Origin of the sequence: Pseudomonas sp. P179, assembly GCF_000478485.2 — a bacterium.
Lineage (GTDB): Bacteria > Pseudomonadota > Gammaproteobacteria > Pseudomonadales > Pseudomonadaceae > Pseudomonas > Pseudomonas aeruginosa.
Genome location: NZ_KI517354.1, coordinates 1,900,142 through 1,924,754, shown reverse-complemented (window position 1 = coordinate 1,924,754; position 24,613 = coordinate 1,900,142). Strand labels below are relative to the sequence as shown.

Sequence of the window (24,613 nt, the reverse complement as noted above, 5' to 3'; positions counted from 1 at the left end):
CGCCGCGGATCCGATGGAGGGCTATGCGATAGCCATCGGCGCGGGTGCCGCCGGACGGTGCTTTACGGTAGAATGCACGGCCTCTGCGGGCCGGCCCGGCCGGCCCCCACACCTTCCCGTCTCCAGAGGCTGTTCCGACAATGCTGATCCTGCGCGGCGCTCCCGCCCTTTCCGCTTTCCGCCACGGCAAACTGCTCGAGCAACTGACCCAGCACGTACCTGCCGTTACCGGGCTGTACGCTGAGTTCGCGCATTTCGCCGACGTCACCGGCGCGCTCACCGCCGACGAGGAGCAGGTGCTGGCGCGGCTGCTGAAATACGGCCCGAGCGTGCCGGTGCAGGAGCCCAGCGGACGGCTGTTCCTGGTGGTGCCGCGCTTCGGCACCATCTCGCCGTGGTCGAGCAAGGCCTCCGACATCGCCCGCAACTGCGGCCTGGCGAAGATCGACCGGCTGGAGCGCGGCATTGCCTACTATGTGCAGGGCGAACTGTCCGAGAGCGACGCCCAGCAGGTCGCCGCCCGCCTGCATGACCGCATGACCCAACTGGTGCTGGACCGCCTGGAAGGCGCCGCCGAGCTGTTCAGCCATGCGCAGCCCCGCCCGCTCACCGCCGTCGACGTGCTTGGCGGCGGTCGCGCCGCGCTGGAGAAGGCCAACGTCGAGTTGGGCCTGGCCCTGGCCGAGGACGAGATCGACTACCTGCTGAAGAGCTTCGGCGAACTGGGGCGCAACCCGCACGACGTCGAGCTGATGATGTTCGCCCAGGCCAACTCCGAGCATTGCCGGCACAAGATCTTCAATGCCAGTTGGGACATCGACGGGCAGGCCCAGGACAAGAGCCTGTTCGGCATGATCAAGAACACCTACGAGATGAACCGCGAAGGCGTGCTGTCCGCATACAAGGACAACGCCGCGGTCATCGTCGGCCATGTCGCCGGGCGTTTCTTCCCCGATCCGCAGACCCGCGAATACGCCGCCAGCCGCGAGCCGGTGCAGATCCTGATGAAGGTGGAGACCCACAACCACCCGACCGCCATCGCGCCGTTCCCCGGTGCCTCCACCGGTTCCGGCGGCGAGATCCGCGACGAGGGCGCCACCGGCCGCGGCGCCAAGCCGAAGGCCGGCCTGACCGGCTTCACCGTGTCCAACCTGCAGATCCCCGGTTTCGAACAGCCCTGGGAAGTGCCCTACGGCAAGCCCGAGCGCATCGTCACCGCGCTGGACATCATGATCGAGGGCCCGCTGGGCGGCGCCGCGTTCAACAACGAGTTCGGCCGTCCGGCGCTGACCGGCTACTTCCGTACCTTCGAGCAGAAGATCGCTACCCCTCACGGCGAGGAAGTGCGCGGCTACCACAAGCCGATCATGCTCGCCGGCGGCATGGGCAACATTCGCGACGAACACGTGCAGAAGGGCGAGATCAGCGTCGGCGCCAAGCTCATCGTCCTTGGCGGCCCGGCCATGCTGATCGGCCTGGGCGGCGGCGCCGCCTCTTCGATGGCCACCGGCGCCAGCTCCGCCGACCTCGACTTCGCCTCGGTGCAGCGCGACAACCCGGAAATGGAGCGACGTTGCCAGGAAGTGATCGACCGCTGCTGGCAGCTCGGCGAGCGCAACCCGATCAGCTTCATCCATGACGTCGGTGCCGGCGGCCTGTCCAACGCCCTGCCGGAACTGATCAACGACGGCGGCCGCGGCGGTCGCTTCGAGCTGCGCGCGGTGCCCAACGACGAGCCGGGCATGAGCCCGCTGGAAATCTGGTGCAACGAGTCGCAGGAGCGCTACGTGCTGTCGGTGGACGCCGCCGACTTCGAGACCTTCAAGGCCATCTGCGAGCGCGAGCGCTGCCCGTTCGCGGTGGTCGGCGAGGCCATCGAGCAGCGCCAGCTGACCGTCGCCGACAGCCATTTCGACAACAAGCCGGTGGACATGCCGCTGGAAGTCCTGCTCGGCAAGGCGCCGCGCATGCACCGCGCGGTTACCCGCGAGGCCGAGCTGGGCGACGATTTCGACGCCGCCGGGCTGGAGCTGCAGGAAAGCGTCGAGCGCGTCCTGCGCCATCCCGCCGTGGCCAGCAAGAGCTTCCTGATCACCATCGGCGACCGCACCATCACCGGGCTGGTGGCCCGCGACCAGATGGTCGGGCCCTGGCAGGTGCCGGTGGCCGACTGCGCCGTCACCGCCACCAGCTTCGACGTCTACACCGGCGAGGCCATGGCGATGGGCGAACGTACCCCGCTGGCGCTGCTGGACGCCCCGGCTTCCGGACGCATGGCCATCGGCGAGACGGTCACCAACCTGGCTGCCGCGCGTATCGGCAAGCTGTCCGACATCAAGCTTTCCGCCAACTGGATGGCCGCCGCCGGCCACCCCGGCGAGGACGCGCGCCTGTATGACACGGTCAAGGCCGTGGGCATGGAACTGTGCCCGGAACTGGGCATCACCATCCCGGTGGGCAAGGACTCGATGTCCATGAAGACCCGCTGGCAGGACAATGGCGAGGACAAGAGCGTCACTTCTCCGGTCTCGCTGATCGTCACCGGCTTCGCCCCGGTCGCCGACGTGCGCCAGAGCCTGACCCCGCAACTGCGCCTGGACAAGGGCGAGACCGACCTGATCCTGATCGATCTCGGCCGCGGCAAGAACCGTCTCGGCGGCTCGATCCTGGCCCAGGTCCACGGCAAGCTCGGCCGCGTCGTGCCGGACGTCGACGACGCCGAGGACCTGAAAGCCTTCTTCGCGGTGATCCAGGGGCTCAATGCCGACGGCCATATCCTCGCCTACCACGACCGTTCCGACGGCGGCCTGATCACCAGCGTGCTGGAGATGGCCTTCGCCGGTCACTGCGGCGTCGAGCTGAACCTCGATGCCCTGGCCGATAGCCGCGAAGAGCTGGCGGCCGTGTTGTTCAGCGAGGAACTGGGCGCGGTGATCCAGGTTCGCGAGGGCGCCACTCCGGAAGTCCTCGCGCAGTTCAGCGCCGCCGGTCTCGACGACTGCGTGGCGGTGATCGGCCAGCCGGTCAACGGCTACGAGATCAACCTGAACTACAACGGCGAGACCGTCTACAGCGCCCAGCGCCGCATCCTGCAACGCATCTGGAGCGAGACCAGCTACCAGATCCAGCGTCTGCGCGACAACGCCGACTGCGCCGAGCAGGAGTTCGACGCGCTGCTGGACGAAGACAACCCCGGGCTGTCGATCAAGCTCAGCTACGACGTCAACGACGACATCGCCGCGCCCTACATCAAGAAGGGCGTGCGGCCGAAAGTGGCGATCCTCCGCGAGCAGGGCGTCAACGGCCAGGTGGAGATGGCCGCGGCGTTCGACCGCGCCGGCTTCGCCGCGATCGACGTGCACATGAGCGACATCCTCGCCGGGCGGGTCGACCTGGACGCCTTCAAGGGCCTGGTGGCCTGCGGTGGCTTCTCCTACGGCGACGTGCTCGGCGCCGGCGAGGGCTGGGCCAAGTCGATCCTCTTCAACGCCCGCGCCCGCGACGGCTTCCAGGCGTTCTTCGCGCGCAAGGACAGCTTCGCCCTCGGCGTCTGCAACGGCTGCCAGATGATGTCCAACCTGCACGAGCTGATTCCCGGCACCGAGTTCTGGCCGCACTTCGTGCGCAACCGTTCCGAGCAGTTCGAGGCGCGGGTGGCGATGGTCCAGGTGCAGGAGTCGTCGTCGATCTTCCTGCAGGGCATGGCCGGTTCGCGCCTGCCGATCGCCATCGCCCATGGCGAAGGCCATGCGGAGTTCGAGTCGGAGGAAGCGTTGCTCGAGGCCGACCTTTCCGGCTGCGTGTCGCTGCGTTTCGTCGACAACCACGGCAAGGTCACCGAAGCCTACCCGGCCAACCCCAACGGGTCGCCGCGCGGCATCACCGGGCTGAGCAGCCGCGACGGCCGGGTCACCATCATGATGCCGCACCCCGAGCGGGTGTTCCGCGCCGTGCAGAATTCCTGGCGTCCGGACGACTGGCAGGAAGACGGCGGCTGGCTGCGCATGTTCCGCAACGCCCGGGTCTGGGTGGACTGATCCGGCATGGCGGGCGATGCGGACTCCAACTCGTCGCCCGACCTTCTTCCCGAGGTTCGCCGGGTCTCTCCCGGCGACACCTTGCGGCTCTGTACCTGCGGGGCTTCGGCTTCGCTTCCCGATTGTCCCGCCGACTGCCGCAACGGCCTGACGCTCCACGCGACCCGCGAGCGCCTGTTGCTGTTGTGCCGCTGCGGGCGCTCCGCCGACCTGCCGTATTGCGACGGCAGCCATGCGCCTTCCGCCTCCGGGCTGAAGGCCAGGTGGCGGCGTTTCCGCGGCTGAACGTAAATCTGTGAACGCCCGCACGAAGGTGTTGTGACGAGCGAACAAATGTTGCGCTTATCTGTCGTAAAGGCAGCGTCAAATATTCATCATGTCAAGGCAAAGTGCCATTATTTGGCGTCGGCAGTCGCACAACCACCGACCGCCTCGTGCAGCATTCGATTCGTGCGGAGAAAACGATGTACAAGCTGTGTTTCTATGTGCCTGAGAGCCATCTGGATGTCGTCAAGCAAGCGGTGTTCGCCGCGGGTGGCGGGCGCATCGGGGCGTACGACAGTTGCTGCTGGCAGTCCCTTGGCCAGGGCCAGTTCCGGCCCCTGGACGGTAGCCAACCCTACCTGGGCCAGGTCGGCCAGGTCGAGCACGTGGCGGAGTGGAAAGTGGAGCTGGTGGTGGCCGACGAGCTCATCCACGCCAGCGTCAAGGCGCTGAAGGCGGCGCATCCCTATGAGACCCCGGCCTACGAAGTCTGGCGCCTGACCGACATGGTCTTCTGAGTTTTCCTCGGACAAGCAAGAAGGGCGGCCAGTGGCCGCCCTTTTCGTTATCCGCCTCACGGGGAGAGCCCGACCCGGGGCTGTGGCGTGGCGCGAACAACCGCTTCGCGATTATCGAACCCGAACGGGGGAGCTGTGGCGTGGGGCGAATAACCGCTTGGCGGTTATCCGCCGATTGGCCGAGGTCCAGCCCTCCTGCCGTCAGCGCCGCAGCAGCGGTTGCAGGGCCTGGCTCAGGGCCGCGGCGCGGGGGCCCACCAGGATATGGCAGATGCCGCCGGCGAGGGAACTGACGCCCTGTCCGCCGAGACGACGCAGTTGCTCGGTGGCCAGCTTGCGTTCGTCCGCCACGCTGACCCGCAGGCGGGTCAGTGCGACGTCCCGTACCTCGCGCAGGTTGCCGGCGCCGCCGAGGGCGCCGAGCCAGGCCTGGGCTTCGGCGGCGTCGACGGTGGCCTGCATCGCCACCACCTCTTCGGCTGTGTGCGGACTGCCCAGCGGCGGTACGGCTTCGCCCGGTTGCGTATCGAAGGGCAGGGCGCGGCGGATCTCGTCGGCGATGCTGTCGGCCTGTGGGCCGACCACCACCTGCAGGCTGCCGGCCTTGCCCGGACGTACCACGGCCATCGCACCGAGGGCCTTGAGTTGGGCGTCCGAGGCCTTGTTGCGGTCGACCAGGCGCAGACGCAGGCGCGTGGTGCAGGCGTCCACCACTTCGAGGTTGGCTGCGCCACCCAAGGCGCGGATGAATGCCGGGGCGCGCTCGGCTTCGGCGTTGTCGCCCGATTCGCTGCTCGCGTCGTCTTCGCGGCCCGGGGTCTTCAGGTTGAAGCGGCGGATGCAGAAGTCGAACACCAGGTAATAGATGCCGGCATAGAGCAGGCCCAGCGGCCAGAGCATCCAGCCGTGGGTGGAACGGCCCCAGCCCAGGGCGAGGTCGATGGCGCCACCGGAGAAGGTGAAGCCGAGGCGGATATCGAGCAGGTCGGTGAGGGCCATGGACAGGCCGGTGAGCAGCGCATGCAGCAGGTAGAGCAGCGGCGCGAGGAACATGAAGGCGAACTCCACCGGCTCGGTGACGCCGGTGAGGAAGGCGGTCAAGGCCATCGACAGGAGCAGCCCGCCGATCAGCTTGCGCCGCTCCGGACGGGCGTTGCGGTACATCGCCAGGCAGGCGGCGGGCAGGCCGAACATCATCACCGGGAACATCCCGGCCATGAACTGGCCGCCCTTCGGGTCGCCGGCGAAATAGCGCGCCAGGTCGCCGGTGACGACGCGCCCGGTTTCCGGGTCGGTGAAGCTACCGAAGACGAACCACACCAGGTTGTTGAGGATGTGGTGCAACCCGGTGACGATCAGCAGGCGGTTCAGCACGCCGAAGGCGAAGGCGCCGAAGCTGCCGCTTTCCAGCATGAGTTGGCCGAGGCCGTTGATGCCCTGTTGCAGCGGTGGCCAGATCACCCCGAACAGCAGGCCCAGGCAGACCGCGCTGATCCCGGTGGCGATCGGCACGAAGCGGCGGCCGCCGAAGAACGCCAGGTATTCCGGCAGCTTCACGTCCTTGAAGCGGTTATACAGGGCGCCAGCCACCAGGCCGCTGATGATGCCGGAGAGCACGCCCATGTCGATGCCCGGATCGATCACCTTGAGCACCGAGATCATCACCAGGTAGCCGATGGCGCCGGCGAGGCCGGCGGTGCCATTGTTGTCGCGAGCGAAACCGACGGCGATGCCGATGGCGAAGATCAGCGCCAGGTTGGCGAAGATCGCCTTGCCGGCGTCGTGGACCAGCGGAATGTCGAGCAGGTCGACGTCGCCCAGGCGCAGCAGCAGGCCGGCGATCGGCAGGATCGCGATCGGCAGCATCAGGGCGCGGCCCAGGCGTTGCAGGCTTTCGATCAGGAACGGGGGCATGGCGGTGGTCTCCGATTGTTCTTGTCAGGCCAGCGGCCAGTGTTGCAGGCAGGCGTCGCGCACCGCCCGGGCGCTGCCCAGGTCCAGTAGCGCCTGGGCGTGGCGGCGGCATTCAGCGGCGTCGAGCTGGCGCACCCGGGTCTTGATCTCGCCGACCAGGTTCGGCCCGACGGACAATTCCTCGACCCCGAGGCCGACCAGTACCGGTGTCGCCAGCGGGTCCGAGGCCAGCGCACCGCAGACGCCGACCCAGCGGCCGTGGCGGGCTGCTCCGGCGCAGGTCTGGGCGATCAGCCGCAGCAGCGCCGGGTGCAGGGCGTCGATGCGGTCGGCCAGGCCGGCGTGGCAACGGTCCATGGCCAGGGCGTACTGCGACAGGTCGTTGGTGCCGATGGAGAGGAAGTCGGCGTGTTCGGCCAGTTGATCGGCGAGCAGGGCGGCGGAGGGCACTTCGATCATCACCCCGAGTTCGGGCAGGCGCTCGATCCCCAACTGCGTGGCCAGCTCGCCGAGGCGGCGACGGATGGCGCGCAGTTCGTCGACCTCGCTGACCATCGGCAGCAGTATCCGGCAGCGTTCCAGTGGTTCGACCCTCAGCAGCGCGCGCAACTGCTGGTCGAGCAGCTCCGGGCGCGCCTGGCCGAGGCGGATGCCGCGCAGGCCCAGTGCTGGGTTTTCTTCCACCGGCAGCGGCAGGTAGTCGAGGTGCTTGTCGCCGCCGACATCGATGGTGCGGATGATCACCTTGCGCTGGCCCATGGCGTCCAGGACCTCCTGGTAGGCGTTGCGCTGCTCCTCTTCGTCGGGCGCGGCGCGGCGCTCGAGGAAGAGAAACTCGGTGCGTAGCAGGCCGACCCCGTCGGCGCCGTTGGCGAAGGCTTCGGCGGCCTCGCGCGGCGAGGCGACGTTGGCGCCGATCTCGATGCGCCGGCCGTCGCGGGTGAGCGCCTCGCGCTGCGCATCGGCCTGCTGGCGGCGGCGTTGTTCCTCGCGCTGCGCCACTTGCAAGGCGACCTGCTCCAGGCGTCGAGCGTCGGGGCTGAGTTCCAGCCGGCCCTGGCCGGCGTCCAGCACCACCTGCCGGCCTTCCTCCAGCTCCAGCAGCCCGGCGCCGAGCGCCACCAGGCACGGCAGGCCCTTGCTGCGGGCGAGGATGGCCACGTGGGAGGTGGCGCCGCCTTCGGCCATGCACAGGCCAGCCGCGCCGGCATCCACCAGCGGCGCGAGGTCGGAGGGGGTGATCTCCCGGGCGGCGACGATGGCCCCAGCAGGCACCCGCAACGGCGCGGTGTCGCCGAGCAGTACCCGCAGCACGCGTTTTTCCAGGTCGCGCAGGTCGTTGGCGCGCTCGGCCAGCAGCAGGTTGCCCAGCGCCTGGAGAATCTCGCACTGGGCCTGGATCGCCCGGTGCCAGGCGTGGGCGGCGCCGACGCCCTGGTCGATCAGCATGTCGGCGGCGTCCAGCAGACCCGGGTCTTCCAGCAGCGCGAGATGCGCGGAAAAGATCGCCGCTTCGTTCTCGTCGCCGCCGAGCCTGGCCTGCTGCAGGCTCCCCTGTACGTCGTCGCGCACCCGTTGCAGGGCCTGGTCCAGGGCGAGGTGCTGTTCCTCGGGACGATGCCGGCCGTCATCCGCCGGCAGGCTGATGGCGCCGAGCCGCGCCAGGGGACCGCTGGCCAGGCCGGGCGAAGCGCAGACGCCGGCCAGGGTACCGGCGACAGCCGCAGGTCGCGCCGGCTCGCCCGGGGCGATGGCGCGCGGGGCATCCTTCGGAGCCCCCGCGGTGGCGCTGGCGAGGGCCGCGAGCAGGGCGCCGAGGGCCGCCTCGCTGTCTTCGCCGCGACAGATCACCTCTACCTCGTCCTGTTCGGCGACCCCCAGGCCCATGATGCCGACCAGGCTGTCGACGCTGGCCACCTGCCCGGCGAAGTGCAGTTCGGCCTGGCTGGAAAAGCCCTGCGCGGTCTTGCGTAGCAGCGCTGCCGGGCGTGCGTGCAGACCGCCATGATGGGCGACCCGCGCCCGCCCGCGGACCTGGCGCTGCGCGGAGCCTTCGCCAGGCGCGGGATTGGCCGGACGTTGCTCGGCCTTCTCCGGACTCAGTTGCAGGAGCGGCGCGCCGACCTCCACCGGGTTGGTGGTCAGCGGGCGTACCTGGAAGCCGTCGCCGTTGGTCAGGATCATCACCGTGATCAGACTGCGGCTGCCGCGGGCGACGCGGTCCAGGTCGAAGCGCAGCAGCGGCTGGCCCTCGATCACCCGCGCACCTTCCTCGACCAGCGCCTCGAAGCCTTCGCCTTGCAGCTGTACGGTGTCGAGGCCGACGTGCAGCAGCAGCTCGGCACCGTTGTCGGCGCGCAGGCTGAGCGCGTGGCGGGTTCGCGCCAAGTGGCTGACCAGCCCGGCGCAGGGCGCGTGCAGGCAGTCGTTGAGCGGGTCGATGGCGATGCCTTCGCCCAGGGTGCCGCTGGAAAACACCGGGTCGGGTACTCGGTTGAGCGGCATCACGGGGCCGCTCAGGGGCGCTTTGAGGGCGAGATTCTTGTTGTTCATGGGCGCGCGCTCAGGCTCAGTGGGTTCGGGTGACTTTGCTCAGGTGCCGTGGCTGGTCCGGGTCCATGCCGCGGGCTTCGGCCAGGCCGGCGGCCATGACGTAGAAACTCTGGATCGCCAGGATCGGATCGAGCGCCGGATGCGCGGCGCGCTGCAGCGGCAGGTCGCGTTCGGCGATGTCGTCCGGGGCGGCGAGCAATACCTGCGCACCGCGCTGGCGCATATCCTCGGCGAGCGCCAGCAGGCCTTCCTGCTCCGGGCCGCGGGGAGCGAACACCAGCAGCGGATAGCGCTCCTCGACCAGCGCCATCGGTCCATGGCGGACCTCGGCGCTGCTGAAGGCCTCGGCCTGGATCGCCGAGGTTTCCTTGAATTTCAGCGCGGCCTCCTGGGCGATGGCGTAGCCGGCGCCGCGACCGATCACCATCAGCCGCTGGCAGTCGCGCAGGACCTCGATGGCCGGCGACCAGTCGAGCCTGGCGGCCTGCTCCAGCCCGGCCGCCAGGCCCTGGCCTGCGGCCAGCAGGGCATTGTCGCGCTGCCAGTGGGCGAGCAGGCGGGCGCTGGCGCTGAGCGTGGCGATGAAGCTCTTGGTCGCTGCGACGCTGCGCTCGGCGCCGGCGCAGAGCGGCACGACGAATTCGCTGGCGGCTTCCAGCGGCGAATCCTCGGCATTCACCAGGGCGATGCCCAGGGCGCCGCGTTCGCGCAGGATGCGCAGGCTGTCCACGAGATCGGGGCTCTGCCCGGACTGCGAGAAAGCGAAGACGGCCTGCCCGGCGACACGCAGTGGCGAGCGGTTCAGGGTCACTACCGACATGGGCAGCGAGGCCACCGGCAAGCCGGCGTGCTGCATGGCCAGGTAGGCGAAGTAGCTGGCGGCATGGTCGGAGCTGCCGCGCGCGACGGTCAGCGCCAGGTTCGGATCGACCTCCCGCAGACGCTGGCCAAGCGCCGGCAGGCAGGCGTCGAGCACGGCCAGTTGACGGCTCGCCACCGTGGCGGCGGAGAGCGCTTCCTCGAGCATCAGCGAAGTCATTCGAGTTCTCCTTCCACCATCACGGCGTCGAGTTCCAGGGAGCGATCCAGGCGCACCACATCGGCCCAGGCTGCGGGCGCCAGGCGGCCGCGCTCGGCGAGGCCGAGGTAATCGGCGGGGAATTGCGAAAGGCGTTGCGAGGCTTCGGCCAGGGGCAGGCCGATCTTCACCAGGTTGCGCAGCGCCTGGTCCATGGTCAGGGTGCTGCCGGCCAGAGTGCCGTCGGGCAGGCGCACGCCGCCCAGGCACTTGGTCACCGTGTGGCTGCCGAGCTTGTACTGGCCGTCGGGCATGCCGGCGGCGGCGGTGGAGTCGGTCACGCAGTACAGGCACGGGATCGAACGCAGGGCCACCCTGATGGCGCCGGGATGGACATGCAGCAGGTCGGGGATCAGCTCGGCGTAGCGTGCGTGGGCCAGGGCCGCGCCGACGATACCCGGTTCGCGGTGGTGCAGGCCGGTCATCGCGTTGTAGAGGTGGGTGAAGCTGCTGGCGCCGGCTTCCAGTGCGGCCACGCCGTCCTCGTAGCTGCCCAGGGTATGGCCGATCTGCAGGCGTACGCCGCGCTCGGCGAGGGCGCGGATCAGCGGCCGGTGTCCGGCGATCTCGGGGGCGATGGTGATCACCCGGATCGGCGCGCGGCGCAGGTAGTCCTCGACTTCCTCGAGCACCGCGGCATGGGCGAAGTTGGGCTGCGCGCCGAGCTTGCCGGAGTTGATGTAGGGGCCTTCCAGGTGCACGCCGAGTATCCGTGAACCGCCCTCCAGCGAGCGGCGGCAGTAAGCGCCGAGCTGGCTGAGGATGTCGGCGATCTCCTCGCGCGGTGCGGTCATGGTGGTGGCCAGCAGCGAGGTCGTGCCGAAGCGCCGGTGGGTGCGGGCGATGGTGGCGAAGGCGTCGCCGCCTTCCATGATGTCGCGGCCGCCGCCGCCGTGCACATGCAGGTCGATGAAGCCTGGCAGCAGGTACGGATCGGCGTTGCCGGCCGGATCGCAGGGCTCGCCTTCGATCCGCTGGATACGCCCGTCCTGGATGTGTAGGCGGCCGAGGACCCAGCCTTGCGGGGTGAGAATGTTGCCTTCGAGCATGGCGGCTCCGTGTCGGTCAGCGTCGCAGTTCGGCGACGAAGTCGTAGTAGTCGTTGCGGCAGTAGGTGTCGGTCAGCTCGATCGGGGTGTTGTCCTCGAGGTAGCCGATCCGGGTCATCAGCAGCATCGCGGTGCCCGGCGCGATGCCGACCAGCGCGGCATCGGACGCGGACGAGTTGATCGCGCGCACGTGCTGGAGGGCGCGGACCACTGGGCGACCGATGCCGTCCAGGTATTCGTAGAGGGAATCGCCGACCGCTGTCGGGTCCGGCAGCAGGCGCGCCGGCAGGGTGCTGTTCTCGATCGCCATCACTGTGCCGTCGGCCTTGCGCAGGCGCTTCATGCGCGTGACCTTCTCGGTCGGCGAGAGGCCGAGGCGGATCAGTTCGTCGTGGGTGGGCAGGGCGATGCCGCGCTCCAGCCAGGTGGAGCCGGGGGTGAAGCCTTTCAGGCGGAGCATCTCGCTGAAGCTGGAGAGACGCGACAACGGTTGTTCGAGACGCGGCGTAATGAAGGTGCCGGAGCCCTGGTTGCGGCGGATCAGGCCCTGCTCGAAGAGTACTTCGAGGGCCTTGCGCGCGGTGACGCGGGAAATGTTCAGGGTTTCGCTGAGGTTGCGTTCGGAGGGCAGCGCTTCCTCCGCTTTCCACTGGCCGGCATGGATCGCGCTCTCGAGATTGCGCGCCAGTTGCAGATAGAGGGGGGTGGGTTGCGCCTCGTCGGGACGCAGGGCCAGGAGCAGGTCGTGGGCTGTCTTCATGAGAGGTTCCGATGCGGATTGTGTTGTTGTCGCCCGGTAATGCTGGGAAAACTAATACCACTTGAATACCACGTCAATGCCAGTTGTGCGTCGCGCACGCGTCAGCCAGCCGTCCCGTCGATTGACTCGGCCTGAGTAAGGGATGCAAGGGTTTGACGGATAAAAGAAAACGCCGCCGGAAAATCTCGCGGCGGCGTTCCTGGCGTGGCTGACGGCTGACGAGTGGTATCAGCCTGGTTCTGTCAGGGGCGGATCTCGATCAGCGTGCCGTCTTTCACCACGCTCCAGACTTCGCGCATGTCGGTGTTGTTCATGGCGATACAGCCATTGGTCCAGTCCAGGGTGGAGAAGTACCACTCCGGGTATTCGTCATCCAGCGGGGTGCCGTGGATCATGATCATGCCACCGGCCGGCAGGCCCTTTTCCCGGGCCTTGGCCACGTCGCGGGCGTTGGGGTAGGAAATGTGCATGGAGAGGTTGTAGTTGTTGCTGGTCTTGCGCCAGTCGATCCAGTAGAAGCCTTCCGGGGTGCGGTTGTCGCCTTCGGCCAGCTTCGGGCCGGTCGGGCGCTTGCCCAGCGAGACACGGTAGCTTTTCAGGACGTTGCCTTTGTTGAGGAGCAGCAGTTTTCGCTCGGACTTGAGCACCAGGACCTTGTCCACCTTGCCTTCCAGGCTCGGCGCGGCATTGGCCTGGGTCAGACTGGCGAAGGTCAAGCACAGCAAAGCAAGCAACCAGCGCATGGAAGTGAAATCCCCGATGTTCCCTTGAGCCGCAACGGCGGCGGTGTTCGAGTGTTTGGCGTTCAGTCTTTCTTATAGGAAGCCAGCATAGGTGCAATGGCTTCGTTGCGCACCGGGAAGCAGCCTTCGCGGCGGTCGCTGAAGTAGCATTCTAAGGTACGGCCGATGGTCGGAAAAGCCAGCTCCGACCAGGGAATCTCCGCTTCGTCGAAAAGCCGCACCTCCAGGCTTTCATCGCCGGCGGAGAAATCCAGGTCGAGCAGCTCGGCGCGGAAGAACAGGTAGACCTGGCTGATGTGCGGCAGGTCGAAAAGGGTATAGAGCTGCAGGTCGCCGATCCGCGCGTTGGCTTCTTCCTCTGTCTCGCGGGCCGCCGCCTGGGCGAGGGTCTCGCCGTTCTCCATGAAGCCGGCCGGCAGCGTCCAGTAGCCCAGGCGCGGCGCAATGGCGCGACGGCAGAGCAGGACCTGGCCGTCCCACACCGGCAGGCTGCCGGCGACGATACGCGGGTTCTGGTAGTGCACGGTGTGGCAGGCGTCGCAGACGTAGCGCAGGCGGTTGTCGCCGTCCGGGATGCGCTGGACCACCGTGGCGCCGCACAGGCTGCAGAATTTCATGCCAGGTTCTTCTTCGGGGAAAGGCCTATCTTGCTCGGCTGGCCGGGAGGCGACAAGGCCCCGTGCGGGAGGGGTGGGCTGGCCGGGGCTTTCGTGCCATGATCTCGGGGAAACGACAAGACCTCGGAAACCCCGGCAGTATGAACTGCACGCTCGACGAGCTGCGCCAACGCATCGAGGCGCACCGCCCCCGCCAACTGGATACCGACCAGCGCTTCCCCCAAGCGGCCGTGCTGGTGCCCATCACCCGCAGCGACGATCCGGAGCTGGTGCTGACCCTGCGCGCCGCCGGTTTGTCCACCCATGGCGGCGAGGTCGCCTTCCCCGGCGGGCGGCGCGACCCGGAAGATGCCGACCTGGTGCGCACCGCCCTGCGCGAGGCGGAGGAGGAGATCGCCTTGCCGCCGGGCCTGGTGGAAGTGGTCGGGCCGCTGAGCACCCTGGTCTCGCGGCATGGCATCGAGGTCACTCCCTATGTCGCCTTCATTCCCGACTTCGTCGAGTACCAGCCCAACGACGGCGAGATCGCCGCGGTGTTCAACGTGCCGCTGAGTTTCTTTCGCGACGACCCGCGCGAGGTCACCCACCGTATCGACTACTTCGGCCGCAGCTGGTACGTGCCCAGCTATCGCTTCGGCGAGTTCAAGATCTGGGGCCTGACGGCCATCATGGTGGTGGAGTTGGTCAACCTGCTGTACGACGACCCCATCGACCTGCACACGCCGCCGGCTTCGTTCATCAAACTGAGTTGACCGACGGGGCGCAGACCCCGGCCATGAGGAGATCGCGATGAAATACCGCCTGGGCGATGCCCGCGTCGAAACCCATCCCGACAGCTGGATCGCGCCCAGCGCAGCGGTGATCGGCAAGGTTCGCCTGGATGCCGGCGCCAGCGTCTGGTTTGGCGCGGTGCTGCGCGGCGACAACGAGCTGATCCATATCGGCGAGCACAGCAACGTCCAGGACGGCTCGGTGATGCACACCGACATGGGCTATCCGCTGACCCTCGGCAAGGGCGTCACCGTCGGCCACAACGCCATGCTGCATGGTTGCAGCGTGGGCGACTACAGCCTGGTGGGGATCAACGCGGTGATCCTCAATGGGGCGAAGATCGGCAAGTACTGCATCATCGGCGCCAACGCGCTGATTCCCGAGGGCAAGGAGATTCCCGACGGCTCGCTGGTGATGGGCTCGCCGGGCAAGGTAGTGCGCGAGCTGAGCGAGCCGCAGAAGAAAATGCTCGAGGCCAGCGCCGCCCACTATGTGCACAATGCCCGCCGTTACGCCCGCGACCTCGTCGAGGACCCGGCGTGAACGAGCGACCGGTGGCTTCGCCCTGCGTGCATGTCTGTGCGCTGGACGAGCAGGACATCTGCATCGGCTGCCAGCGCACGGCGGCCGAGATCACCCGCTGGGGCCTGATGAGCAACGACGAGCGCCGCGAGGTGCTCGGTCGCTGTTTCGAGCGCGCCAAGGCGCAAGGGCTGGTCAGCGGTTCCGCCTGAAGCGGATTCCGTTTTCTTTCATTTCCGAGGTTCTTCCATGACCCGTATCGGTACCCCCCTGTCGCCGAGCGCGACCCGCGTCCTTCTCTGTGGCTCCGGCGAGCTGGGCAAGGAAGTCGCCATCGAGCTGCAACGCCTGGGTTGCGAAGTGATCGCCGTCGATCGCTATGGCAACGCGCCGGCCATGCAGGTGGCACATCGCAGCCACGTGATCAGCATGCTCGACGGCGCCGCCCTGCGCGCGGTGATCGAGCAGGAGAAGCCGCACTACATCGTGCCGGAGATCGAGGCCATCGCCACCGCGACCCTGGTCGAGCTGGAGGCCGAAGGCTACACCGTGGTGCCCACCGCCCGCGCCGCGCAACTGACCATGAACCGCGAGGGTATCCGCCGGCTGGCTGCCGAGGAGCTCGGCTTGCCGACCTCGCCCTATCACTTCGCCGATACCTTCGAGGACTACCGCCGTGGCGTCGAGCGCGTCGGCTACCCCTGCGTGGTGAAGCCGATCATGAGTTCGTCGGGCAAGGGCCAGAGCGTCCTGAAAGGCCCCGACGACCTGCAGGCGGCCTGGGACTATGCCCAGGAAGGCGGGCGCGCCGGCAAGGGCCGGGTGATCGTCGAGGGCTTCATCGATTTCGACTACGAAATCACCCTGCTCACCGTGCGCCACGTCGACGGCACCACTTTCTGCGCGCCGATCGGTCACCGCCAGGTCAAGGGCGACTACCACGAGTCCTGGCAGCCGCAGGCGATGAGCGCGCAGGCCCTGGCCGAGTCCGAGCGGGTCGCCCGGGCAGTGACCGAGGCCCTCGGCGGACGCGGGCTGTTCGGCGTCGAACTGTTCGTCAAGGGCGACCAGGTGTGGTTCAGCGAGGTGTCGCCGCGTCCGCACGATACCGGCCTGGTGACCCTGATTTCCCAGGATCTTTCCGAGTTCGCGCTGCACGCGCGGGCGATCCTCGGCCTGCCGATCCCGGTGATCCGCCAGCTCGGCCCGTCGGCCTCGGCGGTGATCCTGGTGGAAGGCAAGTCCCGGCAGGTCGCTTTCGCCAACCTCGGCGCCGCGCTGAGCGAGGCGGATACGGCGCTACGCCTGTTCGGCAAGCCGGAAGTGGATGGCCAGCGGCGGATGGGCGTGGCCCTGGCGCGCGACGAGTCGATCGACGCCGCCCGCGCCAAGGCGACCCGGGCCGCCCAGGCGGTTCGCGTCGAACTCTGAGATGCGCCGGCTGGCAACGCTGGCCTGGTGGGCGGCGGCTCTGCCGTTGCTGCCGCTGGCGGTGCCGCTGGCTATCCGCACCCGCCGCCGAGCCTTGCGCCTGGCGCCCGCGGCGGGACCTCGCGAAGGGCTGGTCGGTGGGTCCGGTGCCGAAGAGCCGCTGCGCTTGCTGTTGTTCGGTGAGTCGACAGTGGCCGGGGTCGGCGCCAGTTGCCTGGACTACGCCCTGGCCGGCCGCCTGGCCGCGGCGCTGGGCGAGCGTCTGCGCCGCCCGGTGGCCTGGCAGGCGCTGGGCGAGAACGGCATCACCAGCGGCGAGGCGCGCGAACGCCTGCTACCGCAGGTGGCGGGACGTTTCTTCGACCAGGTGATCCTGGTCTTCGGCGTCAATGACACCACCAGCCTGCGCTCCCTCGAACGCTGGCGTGCCGACTGCGCGGCCCTGATCGAAGGCTTCCAGGCGGCCGGCGCGCAGGTGACCTGCACCGCGGTGCCGCCGCTGCGGCATTTTTCCGCCTTGCCCGGGTTGCTGCGGGCCCTGCTGGGGTGGCGCGGGCGGCTGCTCGACGAGGCGCTGCGCGATCTCGCTGGCGCGACCGGCGCCGGCTACTGCCCGATCTCGCTGGACCTGCTTCCGGGCTACCTGGCCATCGACGGCTTTCATCCGTCGCAGCTGGGCTACCAGGTCTGGGCCGGGGCCCTCGCCGACTGGTTGGCGGCGAGGGAGAAGGGCGGCGTCGCGGTAGCCTGAGCGAGACTCAGGACACTGCGCCGAGGTCGTTGTCGCGGGTTTCCTTCAGGCACAGCACCGCCAGCAGGCTGAGCAGCGCCGCTGCGGAGACGTAGCCGCCGACCCAGCCCAGGCCGCCGATGCCGACCAGCTTCTGGGCGATATAGGGCGCCACCGAGGCGCCGAGAATGCCGCCCAGGTTGTAGGCCGCCGACGCGCCGGTGTAGCGCACGTGGGTGGGGAATATTTCCGGCAGCAGCGCGCCCATCGGGGCGAAGGTGACCCCCATCAGGAACAGCTCGATGCAGAGGAACAGGGCGACGCTGAACGTCGAGCCCTGGCTGAGCAGCGGCTCCATGGCGAAGCCGGAGGCGATCGCCGCCAGGCTGCCGAGCAGCAGTACCGGCTTGCGTCCGAAGCGGTCGCTGAGCCAGGCCGACAGCGGCGTGGCGGCGGCCATGAAGAGCACCGCGAGGCACAGCAGACCAAGGAACTCCTCGCGGCTGAAGCCGAGGCTGGCCACCCCGTAGCTCAGCGAGAACACCGTGGAGATATAGAACAGCGCATAACACACCACCATCGCCAGGGCGCCGAGCAGGGTCGGCCGCCAGTGCTGGGCGAACAGCTCGGCGATCGGCAGGCGGACCCTCTCGTGCTTGGCCATGGCCTTGGCGAACACCGGGGTTTCCGCCAGCTTCAGGCGTACGTAGAGGCCGACCACGACCAGCGCCGCGCTGAGCAGGAACGGGATCCGCCAGCCCCACTCACGGAACTGCTCCTCGCTGAGCAGCATCGCCAGGGCCAGGAACAGGCCGTTGGCGGCGAGGAAGCCGATCGACGGGCCGAGCTGGGGAAACATGCCGAACCAGGCGCGCTTGCCGGCCGGCGCGTTCTCCGTGGCCAGCAGCGCGGCGCCGCCCCACTCGCCGCCGAGGCCGAGGCCCTGGCCGAAGCGCAGCACGCAGAGCAGCAACGGCGCCCAGTAGCCGATGCTGTCGTAGCCGGGGAGGACGCCGATCAGGGTGGTGGATACCCCCATCAGCAGCAGCGAGGCGACCAGGGTCGACTTGCGCCCGATGCGGTCGCCGAAGTGGCCGAACAGCGCCGAGCCCAGCGGACGGGCGAGGAAGGCGATGCCGAAGGTGAGGAAGGCGCTGAGCATCTGCGCGGTGCCGGATGTCTGCGGGAAGAATACCGGACCGATCACCAGGGCGGCGGCAGTGGCATAGACGTAGAAATCGTAGAACTCGATGGCGGTGCCGATGAAGCTGGCGACTGCGACCCGGGTGGTCGAGTTGGCCGGTTCCGGAGCGGCGTCGGCGGCGAGGGTGGCGGCGGTCATGGTGGGAAGGTCCCTGGCAGTCGGGGCACGACGGAGTGCTTCCGTGCGGCCGGATGGTTATGGCCAGTGCGCCGATGCGGCGGCGCGGCGCCCGGGTGGGGCGGACGAGATCGGTCGCGCAGGGAGGATGGGGCTGCGCGCCGTGCGCCGGCTGGTACCGTCGGCATCGGGGCCGGGCGGGCAGGCGGGACTGGCGGGTGACTGGCCGGGGCTCGGGCTGCGGGTAGCGGCGGAACCGGCGGCAGGGCTGGATAAGCTGGGGTCGATTATAGAGCGCCGCGGGGCCGGTTCGGCAATCCCGGATCAGACGCTGGCGTCGCTTTCGACCAGCGGGGTCAGCGCGCGGGGATGCCAGGCGCGCACGCTTTTCACACGGTTTTCCGCCGACTGCTGGATTTCCAGGCAGTAGGGGCCGATGCGCAGGCACACCGCGCAATCGGGGATCTGCTCCAGGGCTTCGGTGACCAGGCCGTTGAGGGTCTTCGGGCCGTCGCAGGGCAATTGCCAGCCAAGCGACTTGTTCAGCTCGCGCAGGTTGGCGCTGCCGTCGATGACGAAGCTGCCGTCCTCCTGGGCCTGGATATCCGGGTTGTCGAGGCTGTCGAGGTCGTTGAAGTCGCCGACGATCTCTTCGAGGATGTCCTCCAGCGTGACGATGCCGATCACCTCGCCATATTCGTCGACCACCACGCCGATACGGCGCTTCTCCTTCTGGAAGTTCACCAACTGGGTCGACAGCGGCGTGCTTTCCGGCACGAAATACGGCTCCATGCAGGCCTGGCGGAGATTCTCCTTGGTCAGGCGGCCCTGGGTCAGCAGGCGCGCGATCTGGCGCATGTGCACGACCCCTTCGATCTGGTTGACGTCGTCGCGGTAGACCGGCAGGCGGGTGTGGCTGGTGGTGCGCAACTGCTCGACGATGACCTCGAGTTCGTCGTCGAGGTCGATGCCTTCGATTTCGTTGCGCGGGATCATCAGGTCGTTGACCGTGACCTTCTCCAGGTCCAGCAGGCCGAGCAGCATGTCATGCCGGTTGACCTCGCTGGCCTGGGGGTTGTCGGCCGGATGCAGGGCCTCTTCGTCGCGGCTGCGTCCGCTGTCGTCCTGTTCCGCCGCGGCGACGCCGAGCAGGCGCAGCAGCGCGTTGCTCAGCAGGGTCAGTAGCCACAGCAGGGGCCAGCACAGGCGCTGCAGGATCAGGAGCGGCAGGCTGAGCGGCAGGGCGACGCGTTCCGAGCGAAGGGCGCCGTAGCGGCGCGGCAGCAGGGCGCCGAACAGCAGCAGGAGCAGGGTCATGCCGGGGATGGCGACGGCCAGGCCGATGACGCCCCAGTGGCGCAGCGCGGCCCAACTGGCCAGGGCGGCGGCGCTGACGTTGACCAGGGTGCGGCCGAACAACAGGGTGCCGCGCAGGCGGTCGTCGTGCAGCAGCAGCCAACTGCTGCGCCGGGCCCCGCGCAGGCCTTGCTTGGCCTGCAGGCGCAGGCGGTAACGGTCGAGGTTGAGCAGGGCGGTCTCGACGCAGGAGAAGAACGCCGAGCAGGCGACCAGGAGAACCAGCAGGCCGACCAGGTACCCGGGGTGCAGCTCATCCATGAAGGAGGCCCATCAGATGTGCAGGATGAATTCCCGCACCAGCTTGCTGCCGAAGTACGCCAACATCAACAGGCAGAAACCGGCCAGGGTCCAGCGGATCGCCTTGTGGCCCCGCCAGCCGAGCTGGTGGCGACCCCAGAGGAGCACGGCGAAGACCACCCAGGCGAAGCAGGACAGGATGGTCTTGTGCGCCAGGTGCTGGGCGAACAGGTTGTCGACGAACAGCCATCCGGACAGCAGCGACAGCGAAAGCAGCGACCAGCCGCCCCAGAGGAAGCCGAACAGCAGGCTTTCCATGGTTTGCAGGGGCGGGAAGTTGCGGATCAGCCCGGACGGATGCTTGTGCTTGAGGCGGTAGTCCTGGAGCAGCAGCAAGAGCGCCTGGAACACCGCGATGGTGAGCAGGCCGTAGGCCAGGATCGAGAGCAGGATGTGGGCCAGGATGCCCGGCTGTTCGTTGATCGGCTCGACGGTGCCGTGGGGGATGAGTACCGCCAGCAGGGTGGTGAGGGCGCCCAGCGGGAATAGAAGGAGGAGCAGGTTCTCCACCGGTATCCGCAAGGTCGCCAGCAGGGTCAGGAGAATTACCGCGGCGGCGATCAGGCTGGCGGCGTTGAAGAAGTCCAGCACCAGGCCGGCCGGGGTCAGCAATTGCTGGTAGAGGCTGAAGGCGTGGGCGACCAGTGCCAGGAGTCCGAACAGGAGCAGCAGGGGTTTGCCCGGCGCGGTGCGCTTGGACACACAGGCACCCTGGTAGGCGGCGGTGCCGAGATAGAGAACAGCAGCGATGAGGCTGGGCAGCAGGGGATGCATAAGTCCTTGTAATCGCGGGCCCGAAAGGATGGGAGTTTGGCATAGATCGAGCGTCGCGAGAAAGCCGTTGCGAACAGTTCTCTCGTACCTGTGGCCGGGTTGGCGGACCGCCTGCCGCGGGCGCCGCGACCTCATGGTCCGGCGGTCGCTTCGGCAAAGACGGAACGCATCGGCAAATCAAGGACTTGAGGCTGGCCTCCGGTCGTCGCCGGACACACACTCCGTCTTTCATCGCGTGTCCCGCGACGCGCTCTTGGTTATAATCCGCCGCTTGCCGCAACCCCCGTGGAAGGATCGCGCATGTTCGAAAACCTTACAGACCGCCTCTCGCAGACGCTTCGCCATGTCACCGGCAAGGCCAAGCTGACCGAGGACAACATCAAGGACACTCTGCGCGAAGTGCGCATGGCCCTGCTCGAGGCCGACGTGGCCCTGCCGGTGGTCAAGGACTTCGTCAACAAGGTCAAGGAGCGCGCCGTCGGTACCGAGGTCTCGAAGAGCCTGACCCCGGGACAGGCGTTCGTGAAGATCGTCCGCGCCGAGCTCGAGGAGCTGATGGGGGCGGCCAACGAGGACCTGGCGCTGAGCGTCGCGCCGCCGGCGGTGATCCTGATGGCCGGCCTGCAGGGCGCGGGCAAGACCACCACCGCGGGCAAGCTGGCGCGCTTCCTTAAGGAACGCAAGAAGAAGTCGGTGATGGTGGTTTCCGCCGACGTCTACCGACCCGCCGCTATCAAGCAGCTGGAAACCCTGGCGGGCGAGGTCGGCGTAACCTTCTTCCCTTCCGACGTCAGCCAGAAGCCGGTGGCCATCGCCGAGGCGGCGATCCGCGAGGCGAGGCTGAAGTTCATCGACGTGGTGATCGTCGATACCGCAGGCCGCCTGCACATCGATGCCGACATGATGGACGAGATCAAGCAGGTGCACGCGGCGATCAAGCCGGCGGAAACCCTGTTCGTGGTCGATGCCATGACCGGCCAGGATGCCGCCAACACCGCCAAGGCCTTCAATGACGCCTTGCCGCTGACCGGCGTGGTCCTGACCAAGGTCGACGGCGACGCGCGTGGTGGTGCCGCGCTCTCGGTGCGGGCGATCACCGGCAAGCCGATCAAGTTCCTCGGCATGGGCGAAAAGAGCGAAGCGCTCGATCCGTTCCATCCCGACCGCGTGGCCTCGCGCATCCTCGGCATGGGCGACGTGCTCAGCCTGATCGAACAGGCCGAGCAGAACCTCGACCGCGACAAGGCCGAGAAGCTGGCGAAGAAGATCAAGAAGGGCAAGGGCTTCGACCTGGAAGACTTCCGCGACCAGTTGCAACAGATGAAGAACATGGGCGGCCTCGGCGGGCTCATGGACAAGCTGCCGATGCTCGGCGGGGTCAACCTGGCGCAGATGGGCAATGCCCAGGGTGCTGCGGAGAAACAGTTCAAGCAGATGGAGGCGATCATCAACTCGATGACGCCCGGCGAACGGCGCGATCCGGAAATGATCAGCGGCTCGCGCAAGCGCCGCATCGCCCTTGGCTCCGGTACCCAGGTGCAGGACGTCGGCCGGCTGATCAAGCAGCACAAGCAGATGCAGAAGATGATGAAGAAGGTCACCGCCAAGGGCGGCATGGCCAAGATGATGCGAGGCATGGGCAGTATGTTCCCGGGGGGCATGCCCAAGCTTTGATCGGACGCGCGGCCGCTGGCCACGCCGGCGGTTTCGCTCCGTCGGCCGGCGGGCGGACCGTGTGCTTCCCGCGCTCTCCGCGCCGGCCGATGGGTGGCCGAAAAAGAGATTTGCAAATTCCCCGATAATCCTTAGAATATGCGGCCTTTCGGGCCGTGGGCCCAGCGTGCATTCATTTTGCAAGCACCGACTACAGGAACGAAGTTCACATGGTAACCATCCGTCTTGCTCGTGGCGGCTCCAAAAAGCGCCCCTTCTACCACCTGACCGTGACCAACAGCCGCAATGCGCGCGATGGTCGCTTCGTCGAGCGCATCGGTTTCTTCAACCCGGTTGCGACTGGTGGCGAAGTGCGTCTGTCCGTCGACCAGGAGCGTGCTACCTACTGGCTCGGCCAGGGTGCACAGCCGTCTGAGCGCGTTGCTCAGCTGCTCAAGGACGCTGCCAAGGCAAACGCCTAAGCCGTCATGAGTGAAATGCCGACACCCGCCGACGACCTGGTCGTGATCGGCAAGATCGTTTCGGTGTACGGCATCCGCGGTGAGGTGAAGGTGTATTCCTTTACCGACCCGTTGGACAACCTGCTGGACTATCGCCGCTGGACGCTCCGGCGCGACGGCGAGATTCGGCAGGCCGAGCTGGTCAGGGGGCGCCTGCATGGCAAGGTCCTGGCCGCCAAGCTCAAGGGGCTCGACGATCGCGAAGAGGCCCGCACCTTCACCGGTTACGAGATCTGCATCCCGCGTAGCGAGTTGCCCTCTCTCGAGGAAGGTGAGTACTACTGGCACCAGCTGGAAGGCCTGAAGGTGATCGACCAGGGCAGGCAGTTGCTCGGCGTGATCGACCATCTGCTGGAAACCGGTGCCAACGATGTCATGGTGGTCAAGCCCTGCGCGGGCAGCCTGGACGACCGCGAGCGCCTGTTGCCCTACACCGGGCAGTGCGTGCTGTCGATCGACCTGGCCGCTGGCGAGATGCGGGTGGACTGGGACGCGGACTTCTGATCATCCATGGACAAGCGTTTGTGGGTGGGCGTCGTCAGCATCTTTCCGGAGATGTTCCGCGCGATCAGTGACTATGGCATCACCAGCCGTGCGGTAAAGCAGGGGTTGCTCACGCTGACCTGCTGGAATCCACGGGACTACACCGAGGACCGCCACCAGACGGTGGACGACCGGCCCTTCGGCGGTGGCCCTGGCATGGTGATGAAGATCAAGCCTCTGGAGGGCGCGCTGGCGGATGCCAGGCAAGCCGCCGGGGGCAGGAAGGCGAAGGTGATCTACCTTTCGCCGCAAGGCCGCCAGCTGACGCAGGCGGGCGTACGCGAACTGGCCGAAGAGGAAGCGTTGATCCTCATCGCCGGGCGCTACGAAGGCATCGACGAGCGCTTCATCGAAGAGCACGTCGATGAAGAATGGTCGATCGGCGATTATGTCCTGTCCGGCGGTGAGTTGCCGGCCATGGTGCTGGTCGATGCAGTGACGCGGTTGCTGCCCGGTGCATTGGGTCATGCAGATTCCGCCGAGGAGGACTCCTTCACGGATGGCCTGCTCGACTGCCCGCACTACACCCGACCCGAGGTGTACGCGGACAAACGTGTTCCTGAAGTGTTGCTCAGTGGCAACCATGAACACATCCGGCGTTGGCGTTTGCAGCAGGCCCTTGGGCGGACCTGGGAACGACGCGCCGATCTTCTGGATAGCCGCTCGCTTTCTGGAGAAGAGCAGAAGCTGCTGGCGGAATATATCCGTCAGCGGGACGATAGTTAACGTATCGATGGCTGGCCGATTGCCGGTCTTAGGAGCACAGCATGACCAACAAGATCATTCAGCAGATCGAAGCTGAACAGATGAACAAAGAGATCCCGGCGTTCGCCCCCGGCGATACCGTGATCGTCCAGGTCAAGGTGAAGGAAGGCGACCGTCAGCGTCTGCAGGCCTTCGAAGGCGTCGTTATCGCCAAGCGCAACCGTGGCCTGAACAGCGCCTTCACCGTGCGCAAGATCTCCAACGGCGTGGGCGTGGAACGTACCTTCCAGACCTACAGCCCGATCGTCGACAGCCTGAGCGTCAAGCGTCGCGGCGACGTGCGCAAGGCCAAGCTGTACTACCTCCGCGCCCTGTCCGGCAAGGCCGCGCGCATCAAGGAAAAACTGGTCTAATCCGGTTCTTCTCCGAGAAAAGCAGCCCGAGGGCTGCTTT

General features: G+C 67.6%; 23 protein-coding genes. 13 read left to right on the top strand and 10 right to left on the bottom strand.

What is annotated here, in order from left to right:
• Positions 1–140: 140 nt before the first annotated feature.
• From purL to HMPREF1224_RS21460, 3 genes are all read left to right on the top strand, one after another.
• Positions 141–4,037 carry a phosphoribosylformylglycinamidine synthase gene (purL, locus tag HMPREF1224_RS21465; RefSeq protein WP_010793381.1) on the top strand — a complete coding sequence of 1,299 codons (3,897 nt, stop codon included), beginning with the start codon at positions 141–143 and terminating at the stop codon, positions 4,035–4,037.
• A gap of 6 nt (positions 4,038–4,043) precedes the next feature.
• Positions 4,044–4,322, top strand: a complete 279-nt coding sequence (locus HMPREF1224_RS44225; protein ID WP_003113822.1) for a CDGSH iron-sulfur domain-containing protein — start codon at positions 4,044–4,046, stop codon at positions 4,320–4,322.
• Between the two features lie 179 nt (positions 4,323–4,501).
• Positions 4,502–4,819, top strand: a complete 318-nt coding sequence (locus tag HMPREF1224_RS21460) for a YqfO family protein (protein WP_003092679.1) — start codon at positions 4,502–4,504, stop codon at positions 4,817–4,819.
• A 201-nt stretch (positions 4,820–5,020) separates the two neighbouring features.
• Here the strand turns inward: HMPREF1224_RS21460 and nagE are convergent, their stop codons facing one another.
• The 7 genes from nagE to HMPREF1224_RS21425 form a co-directional block, all read right to left on the bottom strand.
• Positions 5,021–6,733 (bottom strand): N-acetylglucosamine-specific PTS transporter subunit IIBC, encoded by a 1,713-nt coding sequence (nagE, locus tag HMPREF1224_RS21455; RefSeq protein ID WP_003113823.1) that lies wholly within the window; start codon positions 6,731–6,733, stop codon positions 5,021–5,023.
• A gap of 24 nt (positions 6,734–6,757) precedes the next feature.
• Entirely contained in the window at positions 6,758–9,286 is a 2,529-nt protein-coding gene (gene ptsP, locus HMPREF1224_RS21450; protein ID WP_003113824.1) for a phosphoenolpyruvate--protein phosphotransferase, read from the bottom strand.
• A 16-nt stretch (positions 9,287–9,302) separates the two neighbouring features.
• Positions 9,303–10,325: an SIS domain-containing protein gene (locus HMPREF1224_RS21445; protein ID WP_003148055.1), complete on the bottom strand. Its 1,023-nt coding sequence runs from the start codon at positions 10,323–10,325 to the stop codon at positions 9,303–9,305.
• Positions 10,322–11,413 carry an N-acetylglucosamine-6-phosphate deacetylase gene (gene nagA / locus HMPREF1224_RS21440; protein ID WP_003113826.1) on the bottom strand — a complete coding sequence of 364 codons (1,092 nt, stop codon included), beginning with the start codon at positions 11,411–11,413 and terminating at the stop codon, positions 10,322–10,324. Before nagA ends, HMPREF1224_RS21445 begins: the two co-directional genes overlap by 4 nt.
• Before the next feature lie 16 nt (positions 11,414–11,429).
• Positions 11,430–12,173 (bottom strand): GntR family transcriptional regulator, encoded by a 744-nt coding sequence (locus tag HMPREF1224_RS21435; RefSeq protein WP_003113827.1) that lies wholly within the window; start codon positions 12,171–12,173, stop codon positions 11,430–11,432.
• Positions 12,174–12,415: 242 nt separating this feature from the next.
• The gene (locus tag HMPREF1224_RS21430) at positions 12,416–12,916 is read right to left on the bottom strand and encodes a L,D-transpeptidase family protein (RefSeq protein WP_003092667.1); all 501 of its coding nucleotides are present in this window, start codon (positions 12,914–12,916) and stop codon (positions 12,416–12,418) included.
• A gap of 62 nt (positions 12,917–12,978) precedes the next feature.
• Complete coding sequence (locus tag HMPREF1224_RS21425) at positions 12,979–13,533, bottom strand: NUDIX hydrolase (protein WP_003092665.1); 555 nt, start codon at positions 13,531–13,533, stop codon at positions 12,979–12,981.
• 140 nt (positions 13,534–13,673) lie between these two features.
• On the opposite strand from HMPREF1224_RS21425, the gene HMPREF1224_RS21420 reads away from it, so the two are divergent.
• From HMPREF1224_RS21420 to HMPREF1224_RS21400, 5 genes are read left to right on the top strand one after another with little or no spacing between them, the layout of a single operon-like run.
• Positions 13,674–14,285 (top strand): CoA pyrophosphatase, encoded by a 612-nt coding sequence (locus tag HMPREF1224_RS21420; RefSeq protein WP_003092664.1) that lies wholly within the window; start codon positions 13,674–13,676, stop codon positions 14,283–14,285.
• A 37-nt stretch (positions 14,286–14,322) separates the two neighbouring features.
• Positions 14,323–14,847, top strand: a complete 525-nt coding sequence (locus HMPREF1224_RS21415; RefSeq protein ID WP_003092662.1) for a gamma carbonic anhydrase family protein — start codon at positions 14,323–14,325, stop codon at positions 14,845–14,847.
• Positions 14,844–15,038 carry a DUF1289 domain-containing protein gene (locus HMPREF1224_RS21410; protein ID WP_003092660.1) on the top strand — a complete coding sequence of 65 codons (195 nt, stop codon included), beginning with the start codon at positions 14,844–14,846 and terminating at the stop codon, positions 15,036–15,038. The genes HMPREF1224_RS21415 and HMPREF1224_RS21410 overlap by 4 nt, the downstream gene beginning before the upstream one ends.
• Before the next feature lie 37 nt (positions 15,039–15,075).
• Positions 15,076–16,257 carry a formate-dependent phosphoribosylglycinamide formyltransferase gene (purT, locus tag HMPREF1224_RS21405; RefSeq protein WP_003092658.1) on the top strand — a complete coding sequence of 394 codons (1,182 nt, stop codon included), beginning with the start codon at positions 15,076–15,078 and terminating at the stop codon, positions 16,255–16,257.
• 1 nt (position 16,258) lies between these two features.
• Positions 16,259–17,008, top strand: coding sequence for an SGNH/GDSL hydrolase family protein (locus HMPREF1224_RS21400; RefSeq protein ID WP_003113828.1), 750 nt, complete (start codon positions 16,259–16,261; stop codon positions 17,006–17,008).
• A 7-nt stretch (positions 17,009–17,015) separates the two neighbouring features.
• Here the strand turns inward: HMPREF1224_RS21400 and HMPREF1224_RS21395 are convergent, their stop codons facing one another.
• From HMPREF1224_RS21395 to HMPREF1224_RS21385, 3 genes are all read right to left on the bottom strand, one after another.
• Entirely contained in the window at positions 17,016–18,329 is a 1,314-nt protein-coding gene (locus HMPREF1224_RS21395; RefSeq protein ID WP_003113829.1) for an MFS transporter, read from the bottom strand.
• 303 nt (positions 18,330–18,632) lie between these two features.
• Positions 18,633–19,925, bottom strand: a complete 1,293-nt coding sequence (locus HMPREF1224_RS21390; RefSeq protein WP_003111904.1) for an HlyC/CorC family transporter — start codon at positions 19,923–19,925, stop codon at positions 18,633–18,635.
• Positions 19,926–19,937: 12 nt separating this feature from the next.
• Positions 19,938–20,738 (bottom strand): cytochrome C assembly family protein, encoded by an 801-nt coding sequence (locus tag HMPREF1224_RS21385; RefSeq protein ID WP_003092649.1) that lies wholly within the window; start codon positions 20,736–20,738, stop codon positions 19,938–19,940.
• Positions 20,739–21,038: 300 nt separating this feature from the next.
• Between HMPREF1224_RS21385 and ffh the strand changes: the two genes are divergently transcribed.
• The 5 genes from ffh to rplS all read left to right on the top strand — a co-directional run bounded on the left by ffh (position 21,039) and on the right by rplS (position 24,573).
• Complete coding sequence (gene ffh, locus HMPREF1224_RS21380; RefSeq protein WP_003092645.1) at positions 21,039–22,412, top strand: signal recognition particle protein; 1,374 nt, start codon at positions 21,039–21,041, stop codon at positions 22,410–22,412.
• A gap of 209 nt (positions 22,413–22,621) precedes the next feature.
• Positions 22,622–22,873 (top strand): 30S ribosomal protein S16, encoded by a 252-nt coding sequence (gene rpsP, locus HMPREF1224_RS21375; RefSeq protein ID WP_003092643.1) that lies wholly within the window; start codon positions 22,622–22,624, stop codon positions 22,871–22,873.
• Positions 22,874–22,888: 15 nt separating this feature from the next.
• Complete coding sequence (gene rimM, locus HMPREF1224_RS21370) at positions 22,889–23,416, top strand: ribosome maturation factor RimM (RefSeq protein ID WP_003113830.1); 528 nt, start codon at positions 22,889–22,891, stop codon at positions 23,414–23,416.
• Positions 23,417–23,422: 6 nt separating this feature from the next.
• The gene (gene trmD / locus HMPREF1224_RS21365) at positions 23,423–24,181 is read left to right on the top strand and encodes a tRNA (guanosine(37)-N1)-methyltransferase TrmD (protein ID WP_003119312.1); all 759 of its coding nucleotides are present in this window, start codon (positions 23,423–23,425) and stop codon (positions 24,179–24,181) included.
• Between the two features lie 41 nt (positions 24,182–24,222).
• Entirely contained in the window at positions 24,223–24,573 is a 351-nt protein-coding gene (rplS, locus tag HMPREF1224_RS21360) for a 50S ribosomal protein L19 (RefSeq protein ID WP_003092637.1), read from the top strand.
• The last annotated feature ends 40 nt before the right edge of the window (positions 24,574–24,613 follow it).